The following is a 20,294-nucleotide window of genomic DNA, read 5'->3' as shown; positions in this document are numbered from 1 at the left end:
CCTGGCACACAACCTGCTTAAATCTTCACAGGCCAACCCAAACGCAGGGTTCGGCAGCCCTCGGTGGTCAACGTCGATCACCCCTTGGGGCATTTGGTTCGGGCACGCTCCCGGATCACTTCACATAACTGAATACCAGGCAAAGGCGCCTGGAGCTTAACGGCTCCAGGCGTCTTTTTTTGCGTTTTTTTTGACCGTGAACCGGCGGCAACGAGGAACCCCTATGAACGCGCCAGCAACCATCGAGCACCGAGAAAAACTGATCATCGTCGGCAACGGCATGGTGGGGCATCACTGCGTCGAGCAACTGATCGAACGCGGTGCCCTGGCACGCTTCCAGGTGCGGGTGTTTGGCGAAGAGCGCCAACGGGCCTATGACCGCGTGCACCTGTCCGAATACTTTGCGGGCAAGGACGCCGAGGCCTTGGCCCTGGGCGATGCGCAATTGTATGGTCGGCATGGGGTTGCCTTGCACCTGCACGAATGCGTGCTTGAGATCGACCGTGAGCGCCAGGAGGTGGTCACAGCCCTTGGCCGCTATGGTTATGATCGCCTGGTACTGGCCACCGGCTCTTATCCGTTCGTGCCGCCGATTGCCGGTTCCGAAGGCGACGCGCGGCTGGTGTATCGCACCCTGGATGACCTGGATGCGATACGTGCCGCTGCCGGCAACGCGCGCCGTGGCGTGGTGGTGGGCGGTGGCCTGCTGGGGCTGGAGGCGGCCAACGCCCTCAAGTCACTGGGCCTTGAAGCCCACGTAGTCGAATTCGCTCCACGGCTGATGCCCGTGCAGTTGGACGCCGATGGTGGTGCCGCCCTGCGCGCGCAGATCCAGGCCTTGGGCGTGGGCGTACACCTGTCCCGTGCCACCCAGGCCATCGTCGCCGGGGAGAGCTATCGCTACCGGATGAATTTCGACGGTGGTGAGTTCCTCGAAACCGACCTGGTGGTGTTTTCTGCCGGTATCCGCCCGCAGGATGCCCTGGGGCGTAGCAGCGGTCTGGAAGTGGCGGCACGTGGCGGCATCGTCATTGATCAAGCCTGCCGCACCAGCGACCCACGGATTTTCGCCATCGGCGAGTGCGCTTCGTTCAATGGCTTCGTATTCGGCCTGGTGGCGCCGGGCTACAGCATGGCCCGCAACGTGGCAGCGGAGTTGGCCGGTGAGGTGGCGGCCACCTTTGGCGGTGCTGACATGTCGACCAAGCTCAAGCTGCTGGGGGTGGACGTCGGCTCCATTGGTGATGCCCACGCCGCCACCCCTGGCGCTAAGAGTTACCGCTTTATCGACGAAGCCAACGCCAGTTACCGGCGCCTGGTGGTGTCGGCGTGCGGGAAAAAGGTTTTAGGCGCGGTATTGGTGGGCGACAACAGCTACTACGACGCGCTGCTGCAATATGTGCAGAACGGCATTAACCTGCCAGCCGATCCGGCCAGCCTGATTTTGCCACTGTCCGAAGGCGCACCAGCCCTGGGCGCCGATGCACTGCCCGACACCGCAACCATTTGCTCTTGCCACAACGTGACCAAGGGCGCCATCTGTTCGGCCATTGATGGCGGCTGCAGCGACCTGCCGATGCTCAAGGCCCAAACCAAGGCCTGCACCGGTTGCGGCGGTTGCGCAGCGCTGCTCAAACAAGTGTTCGAGCATGAACTGGTGGCCCGTGGCGTGGCGGTGGACAAAAGCCTGTGCGAGCACTTTGCCTACACCCGGCAGGAGCTTTACGCACTGGCGCGCGTGGAAGGCATCAGCACCTTCGACGAGATGCTCGCCAAGCATGGTCGCGGTCATGTGGGCTGCGACATCTGCAAACCAACCGTAGGCAACATCCTCGCTTCGTGCTGGAACCAGCCCATCATGGACCCGTCCCTGGTGCCGCTGCAGGACACCAACGACACCTTCATGGCCAACATGCAGAAGAACGGTACCTATTCGGTGGTGCCGCGCATTCCCGGCGGCGAAATCACCCCGGACAAACTGATCGCCATTGGCGCGGTGGCCAAGAAATACGACCTGTACACCAAGATCACCGGCGGCCAGCGCATCGACCTGTTCGGCGCGCAGTTGCACGAATTGCCAGACATCTGGGGCGAACTGATCGAGGCGGGCTTTGAAACCGGGCACGCCTACGGCAAGTCCACCCGCACGGTGAAGTCGTGCGTGGGCAGCACCTGGTGCCGCTACGGCGTGCAGGACAGCGTGAAGATGGCACTGCTGATCGAGGACCGTTACAAGGGCCTGCGCTCGCCGCACAAGCTCAAGTTCGCGGTGTCGGGCTGCACTCGCGAATGTGCCGAAGCGCAGAGTAAGGATGTGGGCGTGATCGCCACCGAAAAGGGTTGGAACCTGTATATCAGTGGCAACGGCGGCATGCGCCCGCGCCACGCCGAACTGTTTGCCACCGACCTGGATGACGCCACGCTGATCCGCTACATCGATCGCTTTTTGATGTTCTACATCCGCACCGCCGACAAATTGCAGCGCACCTCCGTCTGGCGGGAAGGCCTGGAGGGCGGCCTGGATTTTCTCAAACAGGTGGTCATCGAAGACAGCCTGGGCTTGGGCGCCGAGTTGGAAGCGCAGATGCAACTGGTGGTCGACCGCTACGAATGCGAGTGGGCCAATGCCCTCAAAGATCCGGAAAAGCTCAAGCGCTTCCGCACCTTCGTCAATGACAAGCGCGCCGACCCGGATATTCATTTTGTCAGGGAGCGTGGCCAGCGCCGGCCTATTGCGGCGGCCGAACTGCACTTGATCCCAACCGTCGAGGAGGTGGTTTGATGACCCCCAATAATGCTCATGCCCTGGCCAGCCCCGTGTGGCAGGCTGTGTGTTCGCGTCACGACCTGATTGCCCAGTCTGGTGTGGTTGTGTGGCTGGACGGCGCCCAAGTGGCGGTGTTCTATGTGCCGGCTACCGACCAGCAGGTGTATGCCATCGACAACCACGACCCCGAGTCTGGCGCCAACGTGATGGGGCGCGCCATTGTTGGCCATCTGAAAGGGCACCTGGTGGTGGCCGCACCGTTGTACAAGCAGCATTACGCGTTGGCCGATGGGCATTGCCTGGAGAACCCGGCGCAAAAGTTGAAGGTGTGGGCGGTGCGGTTGGTAGGGGATGAGGTGCAGATCGCCGTTTGACGCCGGCGCCTCAATTTATCTGCGAAAAAAAGCCCCCGACACCAACCGGTGCGGGGGCTTTTTCGTGGGGCCTGTGAATCAGTTGCTCTTGGCCACTTCGGGCTTGCCCTGACGCTTTTCGATGGCATCGATCAAGCGCTTGGCAAGGGCTGGGTAGTCCTCGTCGAAGTGGTGGCCGCCAGGCAGTTTCATCGCCTCGCCCACCGCGGTCTTGTCGGTGCAGCCGCTTTCGTCTGCCTCTTCGGCGCCATAGATGCAGAGCATCTTGGCCGGTGGCATCTTGGCCATTTCCGGGCCCGTGGGTGCTTCCTTACCGGCATTGCCCAGCCAACCTTCCACTTCGATCTCGAAGCTGCCACTGCGGGCGAACGCCAGCAGGATCACGGCGTCGATGCGGTTTTGATCCTCTGCCGGCAAGCGGTTGTAAATGGCCGGCAGCACGTCGGCGCCAAACGAGTAGCCGGTCAGCACGAAGCGCTTGGTGCCCCACTTCTGACGGTAGTGCTGCATGATCTCGGCAAGATCGTCTGCGCTCTGCTCAGGGGTCTTGTGCTGCCAGTAGTAGCGCAGCATGTCGATGCCTACCACCGGATAACCGAGCTTGGCCATCTCACCGGCCACGTCGCGGTCCAGGTCACGCCAGCCGCCATCGCCGGACAGGAACAGGGTCACGGTGTCGGTGGTCTGGCCAGCCGGCACTTCAACCACAGGCATGCTCAAGGCGGTGCCGTCGCTGCCCACCAGGATCTTGGTCAGCTCGTTTTTCAGGACCTGCGGCAGGTGCACGTCATAGTCGCTGATGCTGGTTTCGGCATTCGGCTGGTCGCGCACGAACGAGGCGCTGGCGTCATCCGGGTTGTCGTTCCAGGCCACTACCCAGTGGCCGTGGGCGGCTTTTTTCGGCAGCGGGGTGGCGCAGCCGGGTTGTTCCAGGCTGAAGCCCACCGACACGGCCTGGGCCTTGTCGTCGGTTTGCCTGGCCAGCCAAGCCCAGCCTTCGGCGGCGCCCGAGCCGATGCCACCGAACAACGTCGCAGGGCCGCTCAGGTGCGCCTGGGCCGCCTGCAGGTCTTGCTCCTGCTCGTCGCAATCGGTCTTGGCCAGCAACACTTGAACGATCTGTGCAGAACCGTCCTTGCTCAGGTCCAGCAGTTGCTTGTCAGTCATCGCCTGCTCGGCCGGCACCGAGAGGATCACCCGGGCCTTGGCCTTGGTGCCTGGGTTGACCAGGGTCAGGGTATTGCCAGAAGGCAGTTTCACGTGGTCCAGGCTGGCAGGGGGGGCAGGGCGGTTGACGTACCAGTAGGCCACTCCAGCCAGCACTGCCAGCACCACAATTACTGCCAGCAAAAATCGCCAGTTGCGTCGAATCATCAGCGTTTCACCAATCCTGTCAGGCCGCCCGCGATCAGGGCGGCAGTATCGGCCAGTGCCACCAGCGGATCAAGTCCAGCGGGCACGGCCATGTAACGGGGTTCCCAGTCGGGCTGGAATTTGTCTTTGAAGCGGCGCAGGCCCTGGAAGTTGTAGAGCTGCTCACCACGACGGAACACCATCGAACCCAGGCGCTGGGTCAATGGCGCGCCACGGCGCGGTTGCAGGCCGGACAACGGCACCATGCCCAGGCTGAAGCGTGTATATCCATGTTTTTTATAATGCTGGATCAGGCCGACCATCATGAATTCCATGGTCAGCTTCGGCGCTTCGGGGTGTGCGCGCATCAGGTCGAGGCTGGCCAGTTCGTGGCTGTGGGTCTCGAGCAAATTTGCAAACGCCACGGGGCGGCCTTCGAAATGGACAATCGCAATACGAAAATGCTGCAGGTACTCGGGGCTGAAGCGGCCCAGCGAGAAGCCTTTTTCACGGACGTTCTTGCCGGTGAGCCAGGCATCGGAGATCACCTTGAGTTCATCCAGCGGTGCTTCACCCGGCTCGTGGATCTCCAGCGACAGGCCGTCGCGGGTGCCGCGGTTCCAGGTGTAGCGCAAATCCTTCATCTCTTTGCCCTTGGCTTCCAGGTCGAACTTGCCAAGGTCCACCCGCGCCTCCTCGCCCAGCTTGATCGCGGTCAGGCCGATGTCCATGTAGAACGGCAAGTTCTCGGCACGCACCTGGTAGAACACCGGGCGGGCGTGATGGAAGTCGCACAGGTCGCGGAACTGCCAAATCATCTCGGCGCGTTGCTGGGTTGAGCCAATCGGGTCATACAGCGCCACCAGGCTGCGGCCACGGCGGGCGTACATCATGAAGGCATCGTTGTTGGTATGGAACAGCAAGGCCTTGTCACCCGTCAGGGCGAGGCCGCCGTCCGGCTGATCGGAGGTCATCAGGATCTTCGCGGCCTTGGCCAGGTCTTCCTGGCTAGGCAGGGTGATCACCGGGCGCGCGGTGCGCAGCAGCCAAGTCAGGGCCACGATCACCAGCAAGATCGCACTGCCCAACGCCGAGCGCAGGCCACGCGGGGCATCGGCGTCCAGGGTGAACTGCCACCACAGCTGATGCTTGTAGGGCACGTCCTGATAGGCAAACAGCAACAGCCAGATCGAGGCACCCACTACGCACGCACTGGCCACCAGGTAGAACGGCGAGAAGGGCAGTTCCAGCAGCCGGCTTGGGCGATAGAAGGAGCGACGGAACACGGCCAGCAGGGCGGCGGTGAAGATCAGTATGCTCGCTTCTTCCCAGTCGAAACCTTTTAGCAGTGAGAGCAGGGCACCCACCAGCAGCAAGATGGTGGTCAGCATCCACGCCGCCGACAGGCGCCGGCGCAGGCCTTGGGCCAACAACAGGCAAAGCACGCCGATCAGGCTGGCGCCGAAGTGCGAGGCATCGATCAGGCGGTGCGGAATCAGAAAACCCAAGTGCTCCAGGCGCGTATCGATTTCCGGGGTGGCGCCCGAGAACAGCAGCACCACGCCGGACAGGAACACCAATACCGCGAGGATCGGCGCGGCCAGGCCCGAAGCCACGCGAATGGCCTGCTGGGCAAAGAAGAAGCGCTTGGCTTCAGTGGCCAGCAACAGGATGCACGCCAGGATCAGCGGCAACATCACGTAGATCAGCCGGTACAGCAGCAGTGCCGCAGCCAGGGGCGCGGCCCCCAGTTCATTGGCAAAGGCTGCCAGCAGGATGGCTTCGAACACGCCGACCCCGCCCGGCACATGGCTGAGCACGCCAGCGGCCAGGGCCAGCAGGTACACCAGCACGAAAGCGCCAAAGGGCGGCGCTTCGGGCAATAACAGGTACAGCACGGTAGCCGCCGCCAGCACGTCCAGGGCGGTGATCAGCAGTTGCAGCAGGGTCAGGCGCAGGCCCGGCAGGCGCAACGTCCGACGGCCTACCTTGACCAGCAAATTATGCGCAATCGGTTGCTCACCGAGGCGACGGCGATAAATGCCCACGGCCAATAACAGCGTCAGGCCCAGGATGACGCCCGCCACGGTGCCTAACAGGGCTTGCGACAAATGCAGGGCGGCGGAGGCGGCGGGTAGGTTGCTCAGCGTCGCCAAGGCGGCCAACGGCGGCAGCGCGCAGCCCAGCGAAAGGCTGGCGAACAGGGTCATGCGTGCCACTTCGGCGGCACCGATACCATGGCGGGCGTACAGGCGATAACGCACCGAGCCCCCCGACAGCAGCGACAAGCCGATGGCGTTGCCAATGGCGAAGGCGGTGAAACCGCCCAATACCAAGGTGCGCGCGGGCAGCTTCACGCTGGCGTAGCGGCTGGCCGACCATTCATAGCCCAACAACACGACAAAGCCCAGCGCAGCCGCCACCAAGGCGCCGATCAAGGACGCACGCGGGGTGCTCAGCACCGAATCATGCAGCGCATAGATATCCAGTTCGCTAAGCAAGTGCCGACAGGCGATCAAGGCAATGCCGAACAGCAGCAATGTCACAGCCAGGCCGATCGGTTGGCGGTATTTGCTCAGCAGGTCCAGCCATTGCATGCGGCTGGGGTTCAGCGGGTGTTGGGCAGGCACGGCATCAGGCAGTTCGGGCGAGTCGGGGCGCATCAATGACCTCGTGGATTGTGCGCAACAGGATCAATGTATCCAGTCAAGTTACCAATCCTTATGGACAAAATAATTCGGAGCATATTAACCCGTTTGGCCATTTTTCGGGCCGAACGCGCTCAGCGACAGGGGAAGTTTCATCTAGGCATCAAGCATAGACGCCGTGAAGTGTGGACTACAATAAGTCAGAAATGTGTCAAACGTATTATTTTACACATACAAAAAAGGCCACTCTTTCGAGTGGCCTTCTTTGATATTTGGTTGCGGGAGCCGGATTTGAACCGACGACCTTCGGGTTATGAGCCCGACGAGCTACCAGACTGCTCCATCCCGCGTCTGTGGGGGCGGATTCTACAGGCCACAGCGCAGGTGTCAATCTTTAAATTCAAGGTTTTGCAAATTTAATAGGAAGCGGCCAACTCATTGTCTATTCGAGCTTTTTTGCCAAAGCTAGACAAAATAGACAGACACAAAAAAGGCCACTCTTTCGAGTAGCCTTTTTTGATGTTTGGTTGCGGGAGCCGGATTTGAACCGACGACCTTCGGGTTATGAGCCCGACGAGCTACCAGACTGCTCCATCCCGCGTCTGTGGAGTGAATTCTACAGAATCTCCGGGGCATGTCAAATGCTCTTTTCAAGAAAACACTTGTCGTTCAATCGCTTAGCTCGGCATGAGGGGGCTGCGAGGCAGGCGGGGCGGGGGTTGTAGGCCTATCAGGGGTGCTTTTTCGATTGAGAAAATAAATCCGTGAGCGGCTGTCGCGTAGGCAAATACGGCCGATGCTGTGCGAGAAAAGGCGCCAATGCGATACTGTCGGCTCCTTTATAGTGATTGCACCGGTCATGACGCAGCGCAAAATCATCCATGTCGACTGTGATTGCTTCTATGCAGCGATCGAGATGCGCGACGACCCACGCCTGGCTGGCAAGCCATTGGCGGTGGGTGGCTCGGCGGACCGGCGCGGGGTGATCGCCACCTGCAACTACGAAGCGCGGGCCTATGGCGTGCGCTCGGCGATGTCGTCGCACCAAGCGCTCAAGCTGTGCCCGGACCTGACCATCGTCAAGCCGCGCATGGATGCTTATAAAGAAGCCTCGCGCGAGATCCAGGGCATCTTTCGCGAGTACACCGAGTTGATCGAGCCGCTGTCTTTGGACGAGGCCTATCTGGATGTATCCGACTGCGTGCATTTTGCCGGTAGCGCCACGCGTATTGCCCAGGACATCCGGCGCAAGGTTTCCCAGCGTCTGCACATCACCGTGTCGGCAGGGGTGGCGCCCAACAAGTTTCTGGCCAAGATTGCCAGCGACTGGCGCAAGCCCAATGGGTTGTTTGTGATCACCCCTAAAGAGGTCGAGGATTTTGTCTCGGTGCTGCCGGTTAACAAGCTGCACGGGGTGGGCAAAGTCACCGCCGACAAGCTGGCGCGCCTGGGCATCGTCAGTTGCGAAGACCTGCGCGACTGGAAAAAACTGGCGTTGGTGCGCGAGTTCGGCAGCTTTGGCGAGCGCCTGTTCAACCTGGCGCGCGGCATCGACGAGCGGCCGGTGCAGAATGACAGCCGGCGCCAGTCGGTGAGTGTCGAGAATACCTATGATGCCGACCTGCCAGACCTGGCCAGTTGCCTGGCCAAACTGCCGGAGCTGATGGACACCCTGGCCACGCGCATGGCCCGCCTGGACAGCAGCTACCGGCCGGGCAAGCCGTTTGTGAAGGTCAAGTTCCACGATTTCAGCCAAACCACCCTGGAACAGGCGGGCGCAGCGCGCGATCGGGAGAGCTACGAGCAGCTTTTGACCCAGGCGATTGCGCGGGGTGGCAAGCCGGTGCGGCTATTGGGGATTGGCGTGCGGTTGCAGGATTTGCGCGGGGCGCACGAGCAGCTGGAGTTGTTCAGCTGACCCTCCTTTGTGTAGGCGCGGCGGTCCGGGACACCGGACCGCCGCGCCTACAGGGTTGGCCTCAGGCGCCGGGGTCGGCGACCAGGCGGCCGGCATCCTTGACCAGCGACTTGAGGAATTGCTGTTGCAGTTCCGGGTCGTTGCGGGTCAGTTCGATCAGGCTTTGTTCCAGCTCGCTGGCTTCTTCTTCAAGGCCCAGGTCTGACAGGCGCTTGACCCGGTGCACCCACTGATTGACCTCCTGGCCTTCCAGGTCATCGAAGATCAAGCCATGGGCCTCCACCAGCTTGCCGCGCAAACTCGGGCTCAAGGCCAAGGTGGCATCGGCGCGCACGCTGTCATCGGCATCTTCCACGGCCAGCTTGAGTTGGCTGATGCGGTTCAAATCCTGTTCGGCGAACGGGCTGTCCAGCAGGTTCAGGCGCAGTACACCATTGCGGTCGGTGGTCAGGTCGTAGTTCTGCTTGCCCGACTGCACTTCAACCGGGCGCTCGCTCCAGGGCAGGCTGGTGTGCTCCAGGCGCTTGTCCTTTTGCACATCGTCCACCCCGGCCAGGTTCTGTTGCGCCCGGCCGTTGGATTGCACGTTCATGAACGGGTTGAGCCCGGCCACGCCGTAGTTGATCCAGTCCTTGGTGACGCTGTCCGGCAGGCGCCCGAGCATGATCACGTTGAGCACGTTAGCCCCCACGCCTGCGACCACGGCCACGGCGCCCAGCGGGATTTCATACACTTCGCGCCAGGGTTGGTACGGCGTATAGCGATCGTAGTGGCGGGTAACCTCGAACTCGGTGATTTCGAAGGTCTTTTGCTCGCGAATCCGGATGCGCCGCTGAGGCAATTCCAGGGCCTGGGGTTCGCCCACGTCGATCTGCAAGCTGTGGTCGAGCAACTTGCGCTCGACCCGCTCCTCGTGTTCGCTGCGCTGGGACATGTGGTTGGCACAGCCGCTGACCAGCAGGGCGGCGCACAGTGCGCCGCCCTGAAGGCTGATGGTACTTCGCTTGAACATGGTATCTCTGGTATCAGCGACGCACGCGCGCCTGGATAAACGACAGCACGTCGGCCACTGGCAGTGCCTGAGCTTCACCTTCGGTGCGGCTCTTGTACTCCAGGTTGCCTTCGGCCAGGCCGCGATCACTGACCACGATGCGATGCGGGATGCCGATCAGTTCCATGTCGGCGAACTTGATGCCCGGGCTGGTTTTTTTGTCACGGTCATCCAGCAGCACTTCGTAACCGGCAGCGGTCAGTTCGGCGTACAGCTTGTCGGTCGCCTCGCGAACCTGCTCGGTTTCGTAGCGCAGCGGTACCAGGGCGATCTGGAACGGCGCCAGGGTGTCGCTCCAGATGATGCCGCCGGCATCGTAGTTCTGCTCGATAGCTGCAGCCACCACGCGGGACACGCCAATGCCGTAGCAACCCATGGTCAGGGTGACGGGCTTGCCGTTCTCGCCCAGCACCTGGCACTTCATCGCTTCGCTGTACTTGGTGCCCAGCTGGAAGATGTGCCCCACTTCGATGCCGCGCTTGATGCTCAGGGTGCCTTGGCCGTCCGGGCTTGGGTCACCGTTGACCACGTTGCGCAGGTCGGCGATCTCCGGTACCGGCAGGTCGCGTTCCCAGTTCACGCCAAAGTAGTGTTTGTCGTCGATGTTCGCGCCCACGCCAAAGTCGCTCATCAGCGCCACGGAACGGTCGATGATGCACGGCAGCGGCAGGTTCAGCGGGCCCAGGGAACCGGCACCGGCGCCAATGGCGTCGCGCAGTTCGGCTTCGTTGGCCATGACCAGCGGGCTTGCCACCAGCGGGTGGTTGGCGGCCTTGATTTCGTTCAACTCGTGGTCGCCACGGATCACCAGGGCGATCAGCTTGCCTTCTTCGGCCGCGTGCACGATCAGGGTCTTGACGGTTTTTTCGATGGCCAGGCCAAAGTTTTCCACAAGGTCTGCGATGGTCTTGGCGTTCGGCGTATCGACCAGGCGCAGTTCTTGGGTGGCAGCGCCACGGGCTTTCTCACGTGGTACCGCTTCGGCCTTCTCGATGTTGGCAGCGTAGTCGGAGGTGTCGCTGAAGACGATATCGTCTTCACCGGACTCAGCCAGCACGTGGAACTCGTGGGAGCCTGCGCCACCGATCGAACCGTTGTCGGCTTCCACCGGGCGGAACTTGAGGCCCAGGCGGGTGAAAATGTTGCAGTACGCCAGGTGCATGCGGTCGTAGGTCTGCTGCAGCGAGGCCTGGTCGGCATGGAAGGAGTAGGCGTCCTTCATGATGAACTCGCGGCCGCGCATCAAGCCGAAGCGTGGGCGGATTTCATCGCGGAATTTGGTCTGGATCTGGTACATGTTGATGGGCAGCTGTTTATAGCTGTTCAACTCGTTGCGCGCGATGTCGGTGATCACTTCTTCGTGCGTGGGGCCTGCACAGAATTCGCGGTCGTGACGGTCTTTGAGGCGCAGCAATTCAGGCCCGTACTGTTCCCAACGGCCCGATTCCTGCCACAGCTCGGCGGGCTGGATGCCTGGCATCAGCACTTCCAGGGCGCCAGCGGCGTCCATTTCTTCGCGCACGATGGCTTCAACCTTGCGCATCACACGAAGACCCATCGGCAGCCAGGTGTACAGGCCCGAGGCAAGCTTGCGGATCATGCCGGCACGCAGCATCAGCTGGTGGCTGATCACGACGGCGTCAGAAGGGGTTTCTTTGAGTGTGGCGAGCAAATATTGACTGGTGCGCATGGTAGGCCGTTGTCTGTTGCTGAATTTTATCGAAGCTGGGCATTGTACGGTGCGGGGTCTGCGACGTACAGGGCAAGCCCGGCTGTGGCGATGGCGGGGCGTTTGTGGCACCTATAAATAGAAAAAGCCCGGCATGAGCCGGGCTTCTTTATACCGCTGGCGAGTGCCCTGTGATTACAGGATCGACAGAGGGTAGTCGACGATCAGGCGGAACTCGTCGATGTTGCCTTCGGCCTGGTCAGCATTGCCACGGTGCCATGCTTGGCGAATACGGAAGGACAGGTCTTTGGCTGGGCCTTCCTGTACGACGTATTTAGCCTCGACGTTGGTTTCGTGGTGCTTGCCATCTTCACCGTAACCGTATGCACGGTATGGGCTATCGGCAGCCATTTTGGTGCCGTCGATGCCGTCACCGTGTGCGTAGCGAGCCATGAAGCTGAGGCCCGGCACGCCGAAGGTCGCCATGTTCAGGTCATAACGAGCCTGGAACGATTTCTCGCCTGGGCCGTTGAAGTCAGAGTACTGAATGGAGTTGGCGAGGAAAATCGAGTCGCCGCCGTTGTTCTTGTCACCCACACCGATGTAGTCGAATGGCGTGTCGCCGTTCACTTTCTGGAACGCGACGGTCACGGTGTGTGCAGCCAGGAACGAGTAGGCCGCCGACAGCGAGAAGGTATTGTTGTCGATGGCGCCAGCGTTCGAAGCGCCGGTGTCAGTGGTGCGGTAGTAGTTGAAGTCGAAGGTCAGCGACTGATCGGTGGCCAGCGGCAACACGTAGTTCAGGTTGGTGTAGTACTGGTTCCAGATGTCTTCCAGCTTGGCGCCATACAGGGAAGCTGTGAAGTTATCGTTGAACGCGTACTTGCCACCGGCATAGTCAGCCGTCTTGGTCGGGATGCCGGCATAGGTAGCCCACAGGTCGCCATCACGGTTGGTGGTGTTCGGGCCGGTACCGGAGTAGAAGTGACCGCCTTCCAGGTCCAGGTTTTTGACTTCGCTGCTCATCAGGCTGATGCCGCTGACGGTTTGCGGGGTCAGGCGGGAACCGCCGACGGCAAACACAGGGGCTGTGCTTGGCTGCTGGTCGCCGATTTTCAGCATGGTCTTGGAGATGCGGAACTTGATCGCAGCGCCGGCCTTGCTGTAGCTGTCGTGGTTCGCGCCTGGGCTGGTGGTGCCATCGTCGTTCTGGATGGTTTCGGTGGTCAGGTTGTTGGAACCGGAGCTGCCTGCGCCGCCGTCCAGTTTCAAGCCCAGGTAACCGAATGCATCAACACCGACCCCGATGGTGCCTTGGGTGAAGCCCGAGCTGTACACGCCCTGGATGCCTTGGCTCCAGTCTTTGTCGTCAGCCGCGCCGTCCTTCTTGTTACGGTTGAAGTAGTAGTTGCGAAGCAGCAGGTTCAGGGTGCTGTCTTCGACAAAGCCCTTGGAGTCTGCCTGATCGCTGACGAAGGCTGCTGCGGTTGCCAGTTGCGACGATGCCGCGGTGACTGCCAGTGCGATTGCGCTCCACTTAATCACTTTCATCGTGATTTGCTCCTTTGGTTTTTAGGAAGAGTACTGCCGTCCCACCTGATTTATTATCTGGGCGGCTCTTTCTTTTTGTGTCGGCGCAAACTTATATCACGCAGACTGTAATGGCGATACTTGCAAGCTCAACCTTTCTGCTTCTTTACGGCCCTGTCGCAAAAAGTTTCGTCCATGTCGCAAATCACAGCCCGATTTTACGGGCTGTACAACTACAGCGCTGTTTTCGAAGGCTTGAGCATAGGTAGAAACGTTCTAAGCTCCTGCAGTGAAAACTCCATGGTACGTCCATGCAACTGTTGTTATTTGTCGCCTGTCACTCACGTCCCGCAAGCGCCGGCTGACTTGGATGTGTATGAATGCAACAAGCGTGCTCAAACGTGCCACGCGATGACAAAATTTTCACTTTTTTGCGTTTGTGCGCGCTACGCCTCATGAAATCGGGCCTTCGGCCGCCCCACAATCCTTGCTTGACGGCCGCCCGGCATTCGGGCTGGCGCAAACGTTTTTTGCAAAGCGTTACCGGCTTCCCTGAAAAGTGGGAAGTTCACGCATGGCTGGCGCACTGACATTACTCACAATGTTCCTTTTTGGTGCGAAAAGTAGCGTTCGGCCCACAGAGGGTAGCCGAGCCCCGACGTTTGGCAAATCTGCCCTGCAAGACAGGTTTGGCGGGGCCTTGTAGATTTTTGCAGCGGGCCGGTTAGAAAGGTAGCTAACGAACTTTTCACATTTGGACGCAAAATTGGCAGCGCAGTGGCAGGTTGAAACCTGTTGGTGCGTCGAGCACCAAAATCGAGCCGATTGCTGTGCCGATTCCAGTAAGGTCGATGCCCAAATTCCATTCCCCGTGATCCCTTAGGCGAAGCCGGGTATCCTGTGGGCCTGTGGGCCGCTGCCTGTGCTTGCGGCTTAACGAAAAATTCACGAACGCTCGGAGAAATCACCGTGTTTTCTTTAGATTCGCGCCTGGCGCAAGACACTGTGGTCATCGGGGATTTCCCGTTGAGCCGGCTGCTGTTATCCAATGATTGCAACTACCCCTGGTTTATCCTGGTGCCTCGTATCGAGGATATCAGTGAGGTGTTTCAGCTCAGTGACAAGGACCAACTTCAACTGTGGCAGGAAACTACCGCGCTGTCGGCAAGCCTAAAAAGTGCTTTCGTCGCCGACAAACTTAATGTCGCTGCGCTGGGTAATGTAGTCAGTCAGTTGCACATGCACGTGATTGTGCGGTATCGCGACGACGCGGCATGGCCGGCACCGGTATGGGGTAAACATCCGGCAAAGCCTTACACGGCAGAGCAACTTTCAAGGCTGCTGGATAAGTTTAAAAGTGCGTTGCCCGTTGGCCTCGTGTTGGCGCAGGTGGCGTCATGAGTCTGGAAGCGCGTGTGATGGAGCTGGAAACTCGCCAGGCCTTTCAGGATGACACCATCCAGGCGTTGAACGACGTGTTGGTGCAACAGCAGCGCGTGGTTGAGCGGCTGCAACTGCAGATGGCCGCCTTGCTCAAACGCCATGAAGAAATGGTCGGGCAATTCGAAAGCAGCGAAGAAGAAGCGCCGCCGCCTCATTATTAATGAAGGCATAAAAAAACCCGCGAGGTCTTCGCGGGTTTTTTTGTGGGCGCTGATCAGCGGCGGGGGGAGGCTGCGATCACGTCTTCGGCCTGCAGGCCTTTGTCGCGGTTCATCACCGAGAACTCCACGCGCTGGCCTTCGACCAGTACGCGATGGCCTTCGCCGCGGATGGCGCGGAAGTGAACGAAGATATCGTCACCCGAATCGCGCGAGATGAAACCGAAGCCCTTGGAGGTGTTGAACCACTTCACGGTGCCGGTATCGCGGTTGCTCATGTCGTAGGACGCCGACGGAGCGCTGGTTGGTGAGGAGCGATAAAAGCTCACGGCCAGGTGCAGCAGCACCGCGATCACGGCGCAAGCAAGGCTGAGCAGGATGGTCGGCTGGCCGGCCACCACTGGCAAAGGTGCCAGCAACGCGAGGACTTGCAGGATGACGGCCAGTACCAGCAGGGCGCTGACCAGGTTTTGCAATTGGTGACGAGGACCTTTGTTCCAGTACGGGATGACCGGGGCAAGGATCAGGTTGAGCAGGCCGAAGAACGCCAGGTAAACGGCGTCGGGTTGTTGCAGGTAGGGAGTCGCTTCGGCTCGCAGGCTGGGTATAAAGGACAGCAGCAAGGCTGCCGCGCCCGTTAACAGATGGACAATCTTCAACATTTTATTGGCTCACATTCAGACGGATCACAAGGAAGAGCTGATTTCCCACGGTGCGCTTCGACAATAAAATGAAGCACCGGTCACGTGGTCGGTTCAGCCTATGCGCCCACCGCCACGGTAAACGGCGCGGACGACACACGGCTATTTAACAGCAAAGCCGTTAGCGACTCAAATCAGCGCGGTGAGCGGTGTCATGCAGGGTGTGTCGGGGGGCGCCGCGCGTGGATTTGCGCGGATCTGCCGCATGGCGGCGGTGCGACAAAGGCTGCGTACGGCTAATACTCTTGCTAAAGTGGGCCGGTAACGCTTGGCTACACCATCATTTAATGGAGAGTTAGATGGCTATTGATATCGGTATTAGTGCACAAGATCGTAAGTCGATCGCGGACGGTCTGTCGCACTTGTTGGCGGACACCTACATTCTTTATCTGAAAACCCATAACTTTCACTGGAACGTCACCGGGCCGGCTTTCCGCACCCTGCACCTGATGTTCGAAGAGCAGTACAACGAACTGGCCCTGGCCGTCGATTCGATCGCCGAACGTATTCGTGCGCTGGGTTTCCCGGCGCCAGGTGCCTATTCGATCTACGCGCGCTTGTCTTCTATCAAGGAAGAAGAAGGCGTGCCGGCGTCCGACGACATGATCAAGCAACTGGTCGAAGGCCAGGAAGCGGTCACCCGTACCGCGCGCGGTCTGTTCCCGTTGCTGGATAAAGTCAGCGATGAGCCCACCGCTGACCTGTTGACCCAGCGTATGCAGGCCCACGAGAAAACCGCGTGGATGCTGCGCTCGTTGCTGGAAGGCAAATAAGCCCCTGCAGTTCAGCGCCTTGCCTGCAATGGGCAGGGCGCCTCCCGGCCCCTGCAACTTAAGGGCTATATTGTGATAAAAGAATATCACCCCGAGGCTACAAGAGCCGGGTGTTAAATCTTCCAAAGTACCCCATTGAAGTGTTTTAACGACGGTATTTACTATCGCTGGCTGTTTGGCGTTAGGTCCTACGTCAATAGGGAAGTGTTCTGCTGGTTAACAGTGGGGTGGTTAAGGTTTTATAGGCTTTCGGCATTATTGTCTCTGCCGGCATCTATGCCCGTGGAGCACTTGAAAGGAAGCCTGATCATGACCAAGGAAGTTGTTTGCTCCCATCGATCGCTGGCCAAGTACGGCGCGATCAAGGTGGATCCTTTTGTTGAGGATTTCAACATGGGCCTCGCCCAGCCGCTTTCCAAATCGGTGCGGCTCAATGGTTTTGCCACTTGCCTGCGGCTAGAGCAGGTGTACTGGCGGATTCTGGAGCGCATCGCCAAAATCAACGAATGTTCGGTAAACGCGATCCTGTCCTATATTGATCGCGAGGTTCACCTGCGCCATGGTGGCGTGAAGAATTTCAGCGGGCTGATCCGCGTGGTGTGCGTGGTACACCTGCTGGAGCGCTTATAGCAGCAGCGACGGTGCCGACGGTGGGCGAGCCCTGGGTCGGGGTTCTGCTGCCGCCGGTGCAATCGGTGCCGCGCCACGGCTGCACAGCATCCATTAACCGGATATAATCCCGCTCTTTACTGCGTGGCCTGGCCCGCGCTGTGGTTAATTGGTTGCCGAGACACTCCCATGCCGATGTATGACTATCAATGCGCCTCCTGCGGTCACCAAATGGAAGCCATTCAGAAAATCAGTGCGCCGCCTTTGACGGACTGCCCAGCCTGCCAGGCGCCGGAGCTGAAAAAAATGCTCTCCATGCCGGGTTTTCGCCTGAGTGGCACCGGCTGGTACGAAACCGACTTCAAGACCGGCAGCAAAAAGAATCTGGCGGGCGGCGACAAAGCCGATTGAGTTGAACCGCACCCGCAGGGTCTTGCACTATATAAGGTCACCGAGCCTGGCAAGGCCTCCAACGAACGACGAATGACGAGAAGCGAACGACTATCATGATGCGCAGCCATTATTGCGGCCAACTGAACGAGAGCCTGGAAGGCCAGGAAGTCACCCTGTGCGGTTGGGTCCACCGCCGCCGCGATCACGGCGGGGTGATCTTCCTTGACATCCGCGACCGTGAAGGCCTGGCCCAAGTGGTCTTCGACCCGGATCGCGCCGACTCCTTCGCCGCCGCCGACCGCGTGCGCAGCGAATATGTGGTCAAGGTGACCGGCAAGGTGCGCCTGCGTCCGGCCGGTGCCGGCAACGCCAACATGGCCTCGGGCGCCATCGAAGTGCTGGGCTACGAGTTGGAAGTGCTGAACGAAGCCGAAACCCCGCCGTTCCCGCTCAACGAATATTCCGACGTGGGCGAAGAGACTCGCCTGCGCTATCGCTTCATCGACCTGCGTCGCCCAGAAATGGCCGAGAAGCTGCGCCTGCGTTCGCGCATGACCACCAGCATCCGTCGCTACCTGGACGAAAATGGCTTCCTGGACGTCGAGACGCCGATCCTCACCCGTGCCACCCCTGAAGGCGCGCGTGACTACCTGGTGCCAAGCCGTACCCACGCCGGTAGCTTCTTCGCCCTGCCGCAATCGCCGCAGCTGTTCAAGCAACTGCTGATGGTGGCCGGTTTCGACCGTTACTACCAGATCGCCAAGTGCTTTCGCGATGAAGACCTGCGTGCCGACCGTCAGCCTGAGTTCACTCAGATCGACATCGAGACCAGCTTCCTCAACGAGGAAGACATCATGGGCCTGACCGAAGGCATGATCCGCAACCTGTTCAAGGAAGTGCTGGGTCTGGAATTCGGTGAATTCCCGCACATGACCTGGGAAGAGGCCATGCGCCGTTACGGCTCCGACAAACCAGACCTGCGTAACCCGCTGGAACTGGTGGACGTTGCCGACCAACTCAAAGAAGTTGAGTTCAAGGTGTTCAGCGGCCCGGCCAACGACCCTAAAAGCCGCGTGGCCGCCTTGCGCGTACCCGGCGGGGCGAGCATGCCGCGCAGCAAGATCGACGACTACACCAAGTTCGTCGGCATCTACGGTGCCCGTGGCCTGGCGTACATCAAGGTCAACGAACGCGCCAAGGGCGTCGAAGGCCTGCAATCGCCAATCGTCAAGAACATCCCCGAAGCCAACCTGAACGTGATCCTGGATCGCGTTGGCGCAGTCGACGGCGACATCGTGTTCTTTGGCGCCGACAAGGCCAAGATCGTCAGCGAAGCCCTGGGTGCCCTGCGCATCAAGGTCGGTAACGACCTGAGTCTGTTGACCAGTGAGTGGGCGCCAATGTGGGTCGTCGACTTCCCGATGTTCGAAGAGAACGACGACGGCAGCTTCACCGCCTTGCACCACCCGTTCACCGCGCCCAAGTGCTCGCCTGAAGAACTGGCCGCCAACCCGGCCACCGCTTTGTCGCGCGCCTACGACATGGTCCTGAACGGCACTGAGCTCGGTGGTGGTTCGATCCGTATCCACCGCAAGGAAATGCAGCAAGCCGTGTTCCGCCTGCTGGGTATCAGCGAAGCCGAACAAGAAGAGAAGTTCGGCTTCCTGCTCGACGCCCTGAAATACGGCGCACCACCCCACGGTGGCCTGGCTTTCGGCCTGGACCGCCTGGTGATGCTGATGACCGGCGCCCAGTCGATCCGCGAAGTGATCGCGTTCCCGAAAACCCAGAGCGCGGCCTGCGTCATGACCCAGGCACCGGGCCTGGTCGACGCCAAGGCGTTGCGTGAGCTGCACATTCGCCTGCGCGAACAGCCAAAGGCTGAGTAAGGGCTGAACAAGAGCGCATCCCAGGATGCGCTTTTTGTTGCGGCGCCTGGTTCGCGGATAAATCCGCTCCTACAACAGCACACCCCGTAGGAGCGGATTTATCCGCAAACCAGTTACCGCAAATGTCTGAAAAAAAGAACGACGGAGTTAGTTATGGCGGGTCATTCCAAGTGGGCGAACATCAAGCACCGCAAAGAACGTCAGGATGCCAAGCGCGGCAAGATCTTCACCAAGTGGATTCGTGAACTGACCGTCGCCGCCCGTGCCGGCGGCGGTGATCCAGGCTCCAACCCACGGCTGCGTCTGGCCCTGGACAAGGCGCTGGGCGCCAACATGAGCCGTGACATCATCGACCGTGCGGTGGCGCGTGGTACTGGCGCTGCCGGCAGCGATGACGTTGAAGAGCTCAGCTACGAAGGCTATGGCCCGGGTGGCGTGGCGGTCATGGTCGAGTGCATGACCGACAACCGCAACCGTACCGCCGCAGCCGTGCGCCATGCGTTCAGCAAGTGTGGCGGCAACCTGGGCACCGATGGTTCGGTGGCGTACCTGTTCGAGCGCAAGGGCCAAATCTCTTTCGCCCCGGGCGTGGACGAAGACGCGCTGATGGAAGCGGCCATGGAGGCCGATGCCGATGACGTGGTCACCAACGAAGACGGCTCGATCGACGTGTTTACCTCGTTTGCCGGCTTTTATGCGGTAGGCAATGCCCTGGAGGCGGCCGGTTTCAAGGCCAGCGACGCCGAGATCGTGATGTTGCCGACCACCAGCGCCGAACTGGACCTTGAAGGTGCGGAAAAAGTCCTCAAGCTGATCGACATGCTCGAAGACCTGGACGACGTGCAAAACGTCTACTCCAACGCCGATATCCCGCAGGAGGTGATGGAGCAGCTCGGCTGACCCATTGCCTGTTTCACGCTTGAAGCCGAAGCCGGTAGGTTGCGATGATGCAGCCCACCGGCTTCGGCTTCTGCCATTCAGCGGGCGTGCAGATGCGCCCTTAGCGAGCAACACGATT

The 20,294-nt window shown here is 60.3% G+C and carries 16 protein-coding genes and 2 tRNA genes; 10 read left to right on the top strand and 8 right to left on the bottom strand.

Going from position 1 to position 20,294, the window contains the following annotated elements:
• The first annotated feature begins 223 nt into the window (after nucleotides 1-223).
• Together nirB and nirD are read left to right on the top strand one after the other, a co-directional pair.
• The gene (gene nirB, locus L9B60_RS05570; RefSeq protein WP_249677057.1) at nucleotides 224-2,782 is read left to right on the top strand and encodes a nitrite reductase large subunit NirB; all 2,559 of its coding nucleotides are present in this window, start codon (nucleotides 224-226) and stop codon (nucleotides 2,780-2,782) included.
• On the top strand, nucleotides 2,782-3,141 hold the full coding sequence (gene nirD / locus L9B60_RS05565; RefSeq protein ID WP_249677056.1) for a nitrite reductase small subunit NirD: 360 nt from the start codon (nucleotides 2,782-2,784) through the stop codon (nucleotides 3,139-3,141). The genes nirB and nirD overlap by 1 nt, the downstream gene beginning before the upstream one ends.
• A 78-nt stretch (nucleotides 3,142-3,219) precedes the next feature.
• Here the strand turns inward: nirD and L9B60_RS05560 are convergent, their stop codons facing one another.
• The 4 genes from L9B60_RS05560 to L9B60_RS05545 all read right to left on the bottom strand — a co-directional run bounded on the left by L9B60_RS05560 (nucleotide 3,220) and on the right by L9B60_RS05545 (nucleotide 7,743).
• Nucleotides 3,220-4,515, bottom strand: a complete 1,296-nt coding sequence (locus tag L9B60_RS05560) for a virulence factor family protein (protein ID WP_249677055.1) — start codon at nucleotides 4,513-4,515, stop codon at nucleotides 3,220-3,222.
• On the bottom strand, nucleotides 4,515-7,157 hold the full coding sequence (gene mprF, locus L9B60_RS05555) for a bifunctional lysylphosphatidylglycerol flippase/synthetase MprF (protein WP_249677053.1): 2,643 nt from the start codon (nucleotides 7,155-7,157) through the stop codon (nucleotides 4,515-4,517). The genes L9B60_RS05560 and mprF overlap by 1 nt, the downstream gene beginning before the upstream one ends.
• 258 nt (nucleotides 7,158-7,415) lie before the next feature.
• Nucleotides 7,416-7,492: transfer RNA gene (locus tag L9B60_RS05550), tRNA-Met, on the bottom strand.
• A gap of 174 nt (nucleotides 7,493-7,666) precedes the next feature.
• Nucleotides 7,667-7,743 (bottom strand) — tRNA-Met (locus L9B60_RS05545).
• A gap of 258 nt (nucleotides 7,744-8,001) precedes the next feature.
• On the opposite strand from L9B60_RS05545, the gene dinB reads away from it, so the two are divergent.
• Nucleotides 8,002-9,060 (top strand): DNA polymerase IV, encoded by a 1,059-nt coding sequence (gene dinB / locus L9B60_RS05540; protein WP_249677052.1) that lies wholly within the window; start codon nucleotides 8,002-8,004, stop codon nucleotides 9,058-9,060.
• A gap of 61 nt (nucleotides 9,061-9,121) precedes the next feature.
• On the opposite strand, the gene L9B60_RS05535 is transcribed toward dinB, so the two are convergent.
• The 3 genes from L9B60_RS05535 to L9B60_RS05525 form a co-directional block, all read right to left on the bottom strand.
• Nucleotides 9,122-10,072, bottom strand: coding sequence for a hypothetical protein (locus L9B60_RS05535; protein ID WP_249677051.1), 951 nt, complete (start codon nucleotides 10,070-10,072; stop codon nucleotides 9,122-9,124).
• Between the two features lie 13 nt (nucleotides 10,073-10,085).
• Entirely contained in the window at nucleotides 10,086-11,801 is a 1,716-nt protein-coding gene (locus L9B60_RS05530; RefSeq protein WP_249677049.1) for a proline--tRNA ligase, read from the bottom strand.
• A gap of 174 nt (nucleotides 11,802-11,975) precedes the next feature.
• Nucleotides 11,976-13,331: an OprD family porin gene (locus L9B60_RS05525; RefSeq protein WP_249677048.1), complete on the bottom strand. Its 1,356-nt coding sequence runs from the start codon at nucleotides 13,329-13,331 to the stop codon at nucleotides 11,976-11,978.
• Nucleotides 13,332-14,279: 948 nt separating this feature from the next.
• On the opposite strand from L9B60_RS05525, the gene L9B60_RS05520 reads away from it, so the two are divergent.
• Nucleotides 14,280-14,711, top strand: a complete 432-nt coding sequence (locus L9B60_RS05520) for an HIT domain-containing protein (RefSeq protein ID WP_249677047.1) — start codon at nucleotides 14,280-14,282, stop codon at nucleotides 14,709-14,711.
• Nucleotides 14,708-14,914 carry a SlyX family protein gene (locus L9B60_RS05515; RefSeq protein WP_249677044.1) on the top strand — a complete coding sequence of 69 codons (207 nt, stop codon included), beginning with the start codon at nucleotides 14,708-14,710 and terminating at the stop codon, nucleotides 14,912-14,914. The genes L9B60_RS05520 and L9B60_RS05515 overlap by 4 nt, the downstream gene beginning before the upstream one ends.
• Nucleotides 14,915-14,967: 53 nt before the next feature.
• Here L9B60_RS05515 and L9B60_RS30455 read toward each other — a convergent pair whose 3' ends face one another.
• Nucleotides 14,968-15,573 carry a cold-shock protein gene (locus L9B60_RS30455; RefSeq protein ID WP_283780569.1) on the bottom strand — a complete coding sequence of 202 codons (606 nt, stop codon included), beginning with the start codon at nucleotides 15,571-15,573 and terminating at the stop codon, nucleotides 14,968-14,970.
• Nucleotides 15,574-15,911: 338 nt separating this feature from the next.
• Here L9B60_RS30455 and L9B60_RS05505 point away from each other — a divergent pair, with 338 nt between their 5' ends.
• The 5 genes from L9B60_RS05505 (at nucleotide 15,912) to L9B60_RS05485 (ending at nucleotide 20,176) form a co-directional block, all read left to right on the top strand.
• Complete coding sequence (locus L9B60_RS05505) at nucleotides 15,912-16,385, top strand: Dps family protein (protein ID WP_249677042.1); 474 nt, start codon at nucleotides 15,912-15,914, stop codon at nucleotides 16,383-16,385.
• A 309-nt stretch (nucleotides 16,386-16,694) separates the two neighbouring features.
• Complete coding sequence (locus L9B60_RS05500; RefSeq protein ID WP_249677040.1) at nucleotides 16,695-17,015, top strand: ribbon-helix-helix domain-containing protein; 321 nt, start codon at nucleotides 16,695-16,697, stop codon at nucleotides 17,013-17,015.
• 168 nt (nucleotides 17,016-17,183) lie between these two features.
• The gene (locus L9B60_RS05495) at nucleotides 17,184-17,405 is read left to right on the top strand and encodes an FmdB family zinc ribbon protein (protein ID WP_249679667.1); all 222 of its coding nucleotides are present in this window, start codon (nucleotides 17,184-17,186) and stop codon (nucleotides 17,403-17,405) included.
• A 95-nt stretch (nucleotides 17,406-17,500) separates the two neighbouring features.
• Nucleotides 17,501-19,276, top strand: coding sequence for an aspartate--tRNA ligase (aspS, locus tag L9B60_RS05490; protein WP_249677037.1), 1,776 nt, complete (start codon nucleotides 17,501-17,503; stop codon nucleotides 19,274-19,276).
• 153 nt (nucleotides 19,277-19,429) lie between these two features.
• Nucleotides 19,430-20,176, top strand: a complete 747-nt coding sequence (locus L9B60_RS05485) for a YebC/PmpR family DNA-binding transcriptional regulator (RefSeq protein ID WP_249677035.1) — start codon at nucleotides 19,430-19,432, stop codon at nucleotides 20,174-20,176.
• Nucleotides 20,177-20,294: the final 118 nt, after the last annotated feature.

This window comes from Pseudomonas abieticivorans, assembly GCF_023509015.1.
Lineage (GTDB): Bacteria > Pseudomonadota > Gammaproteobacteria > Pseudomonadales > Pseudomonadaceae > Aquipseudomonas > Aquipseudomonas abieticivorans.
The sequence above is the reverse complement of the archived record's forward strand: the minus strand, read 5'-3'. Positions and strand labels throughout refer to the sequence as shown.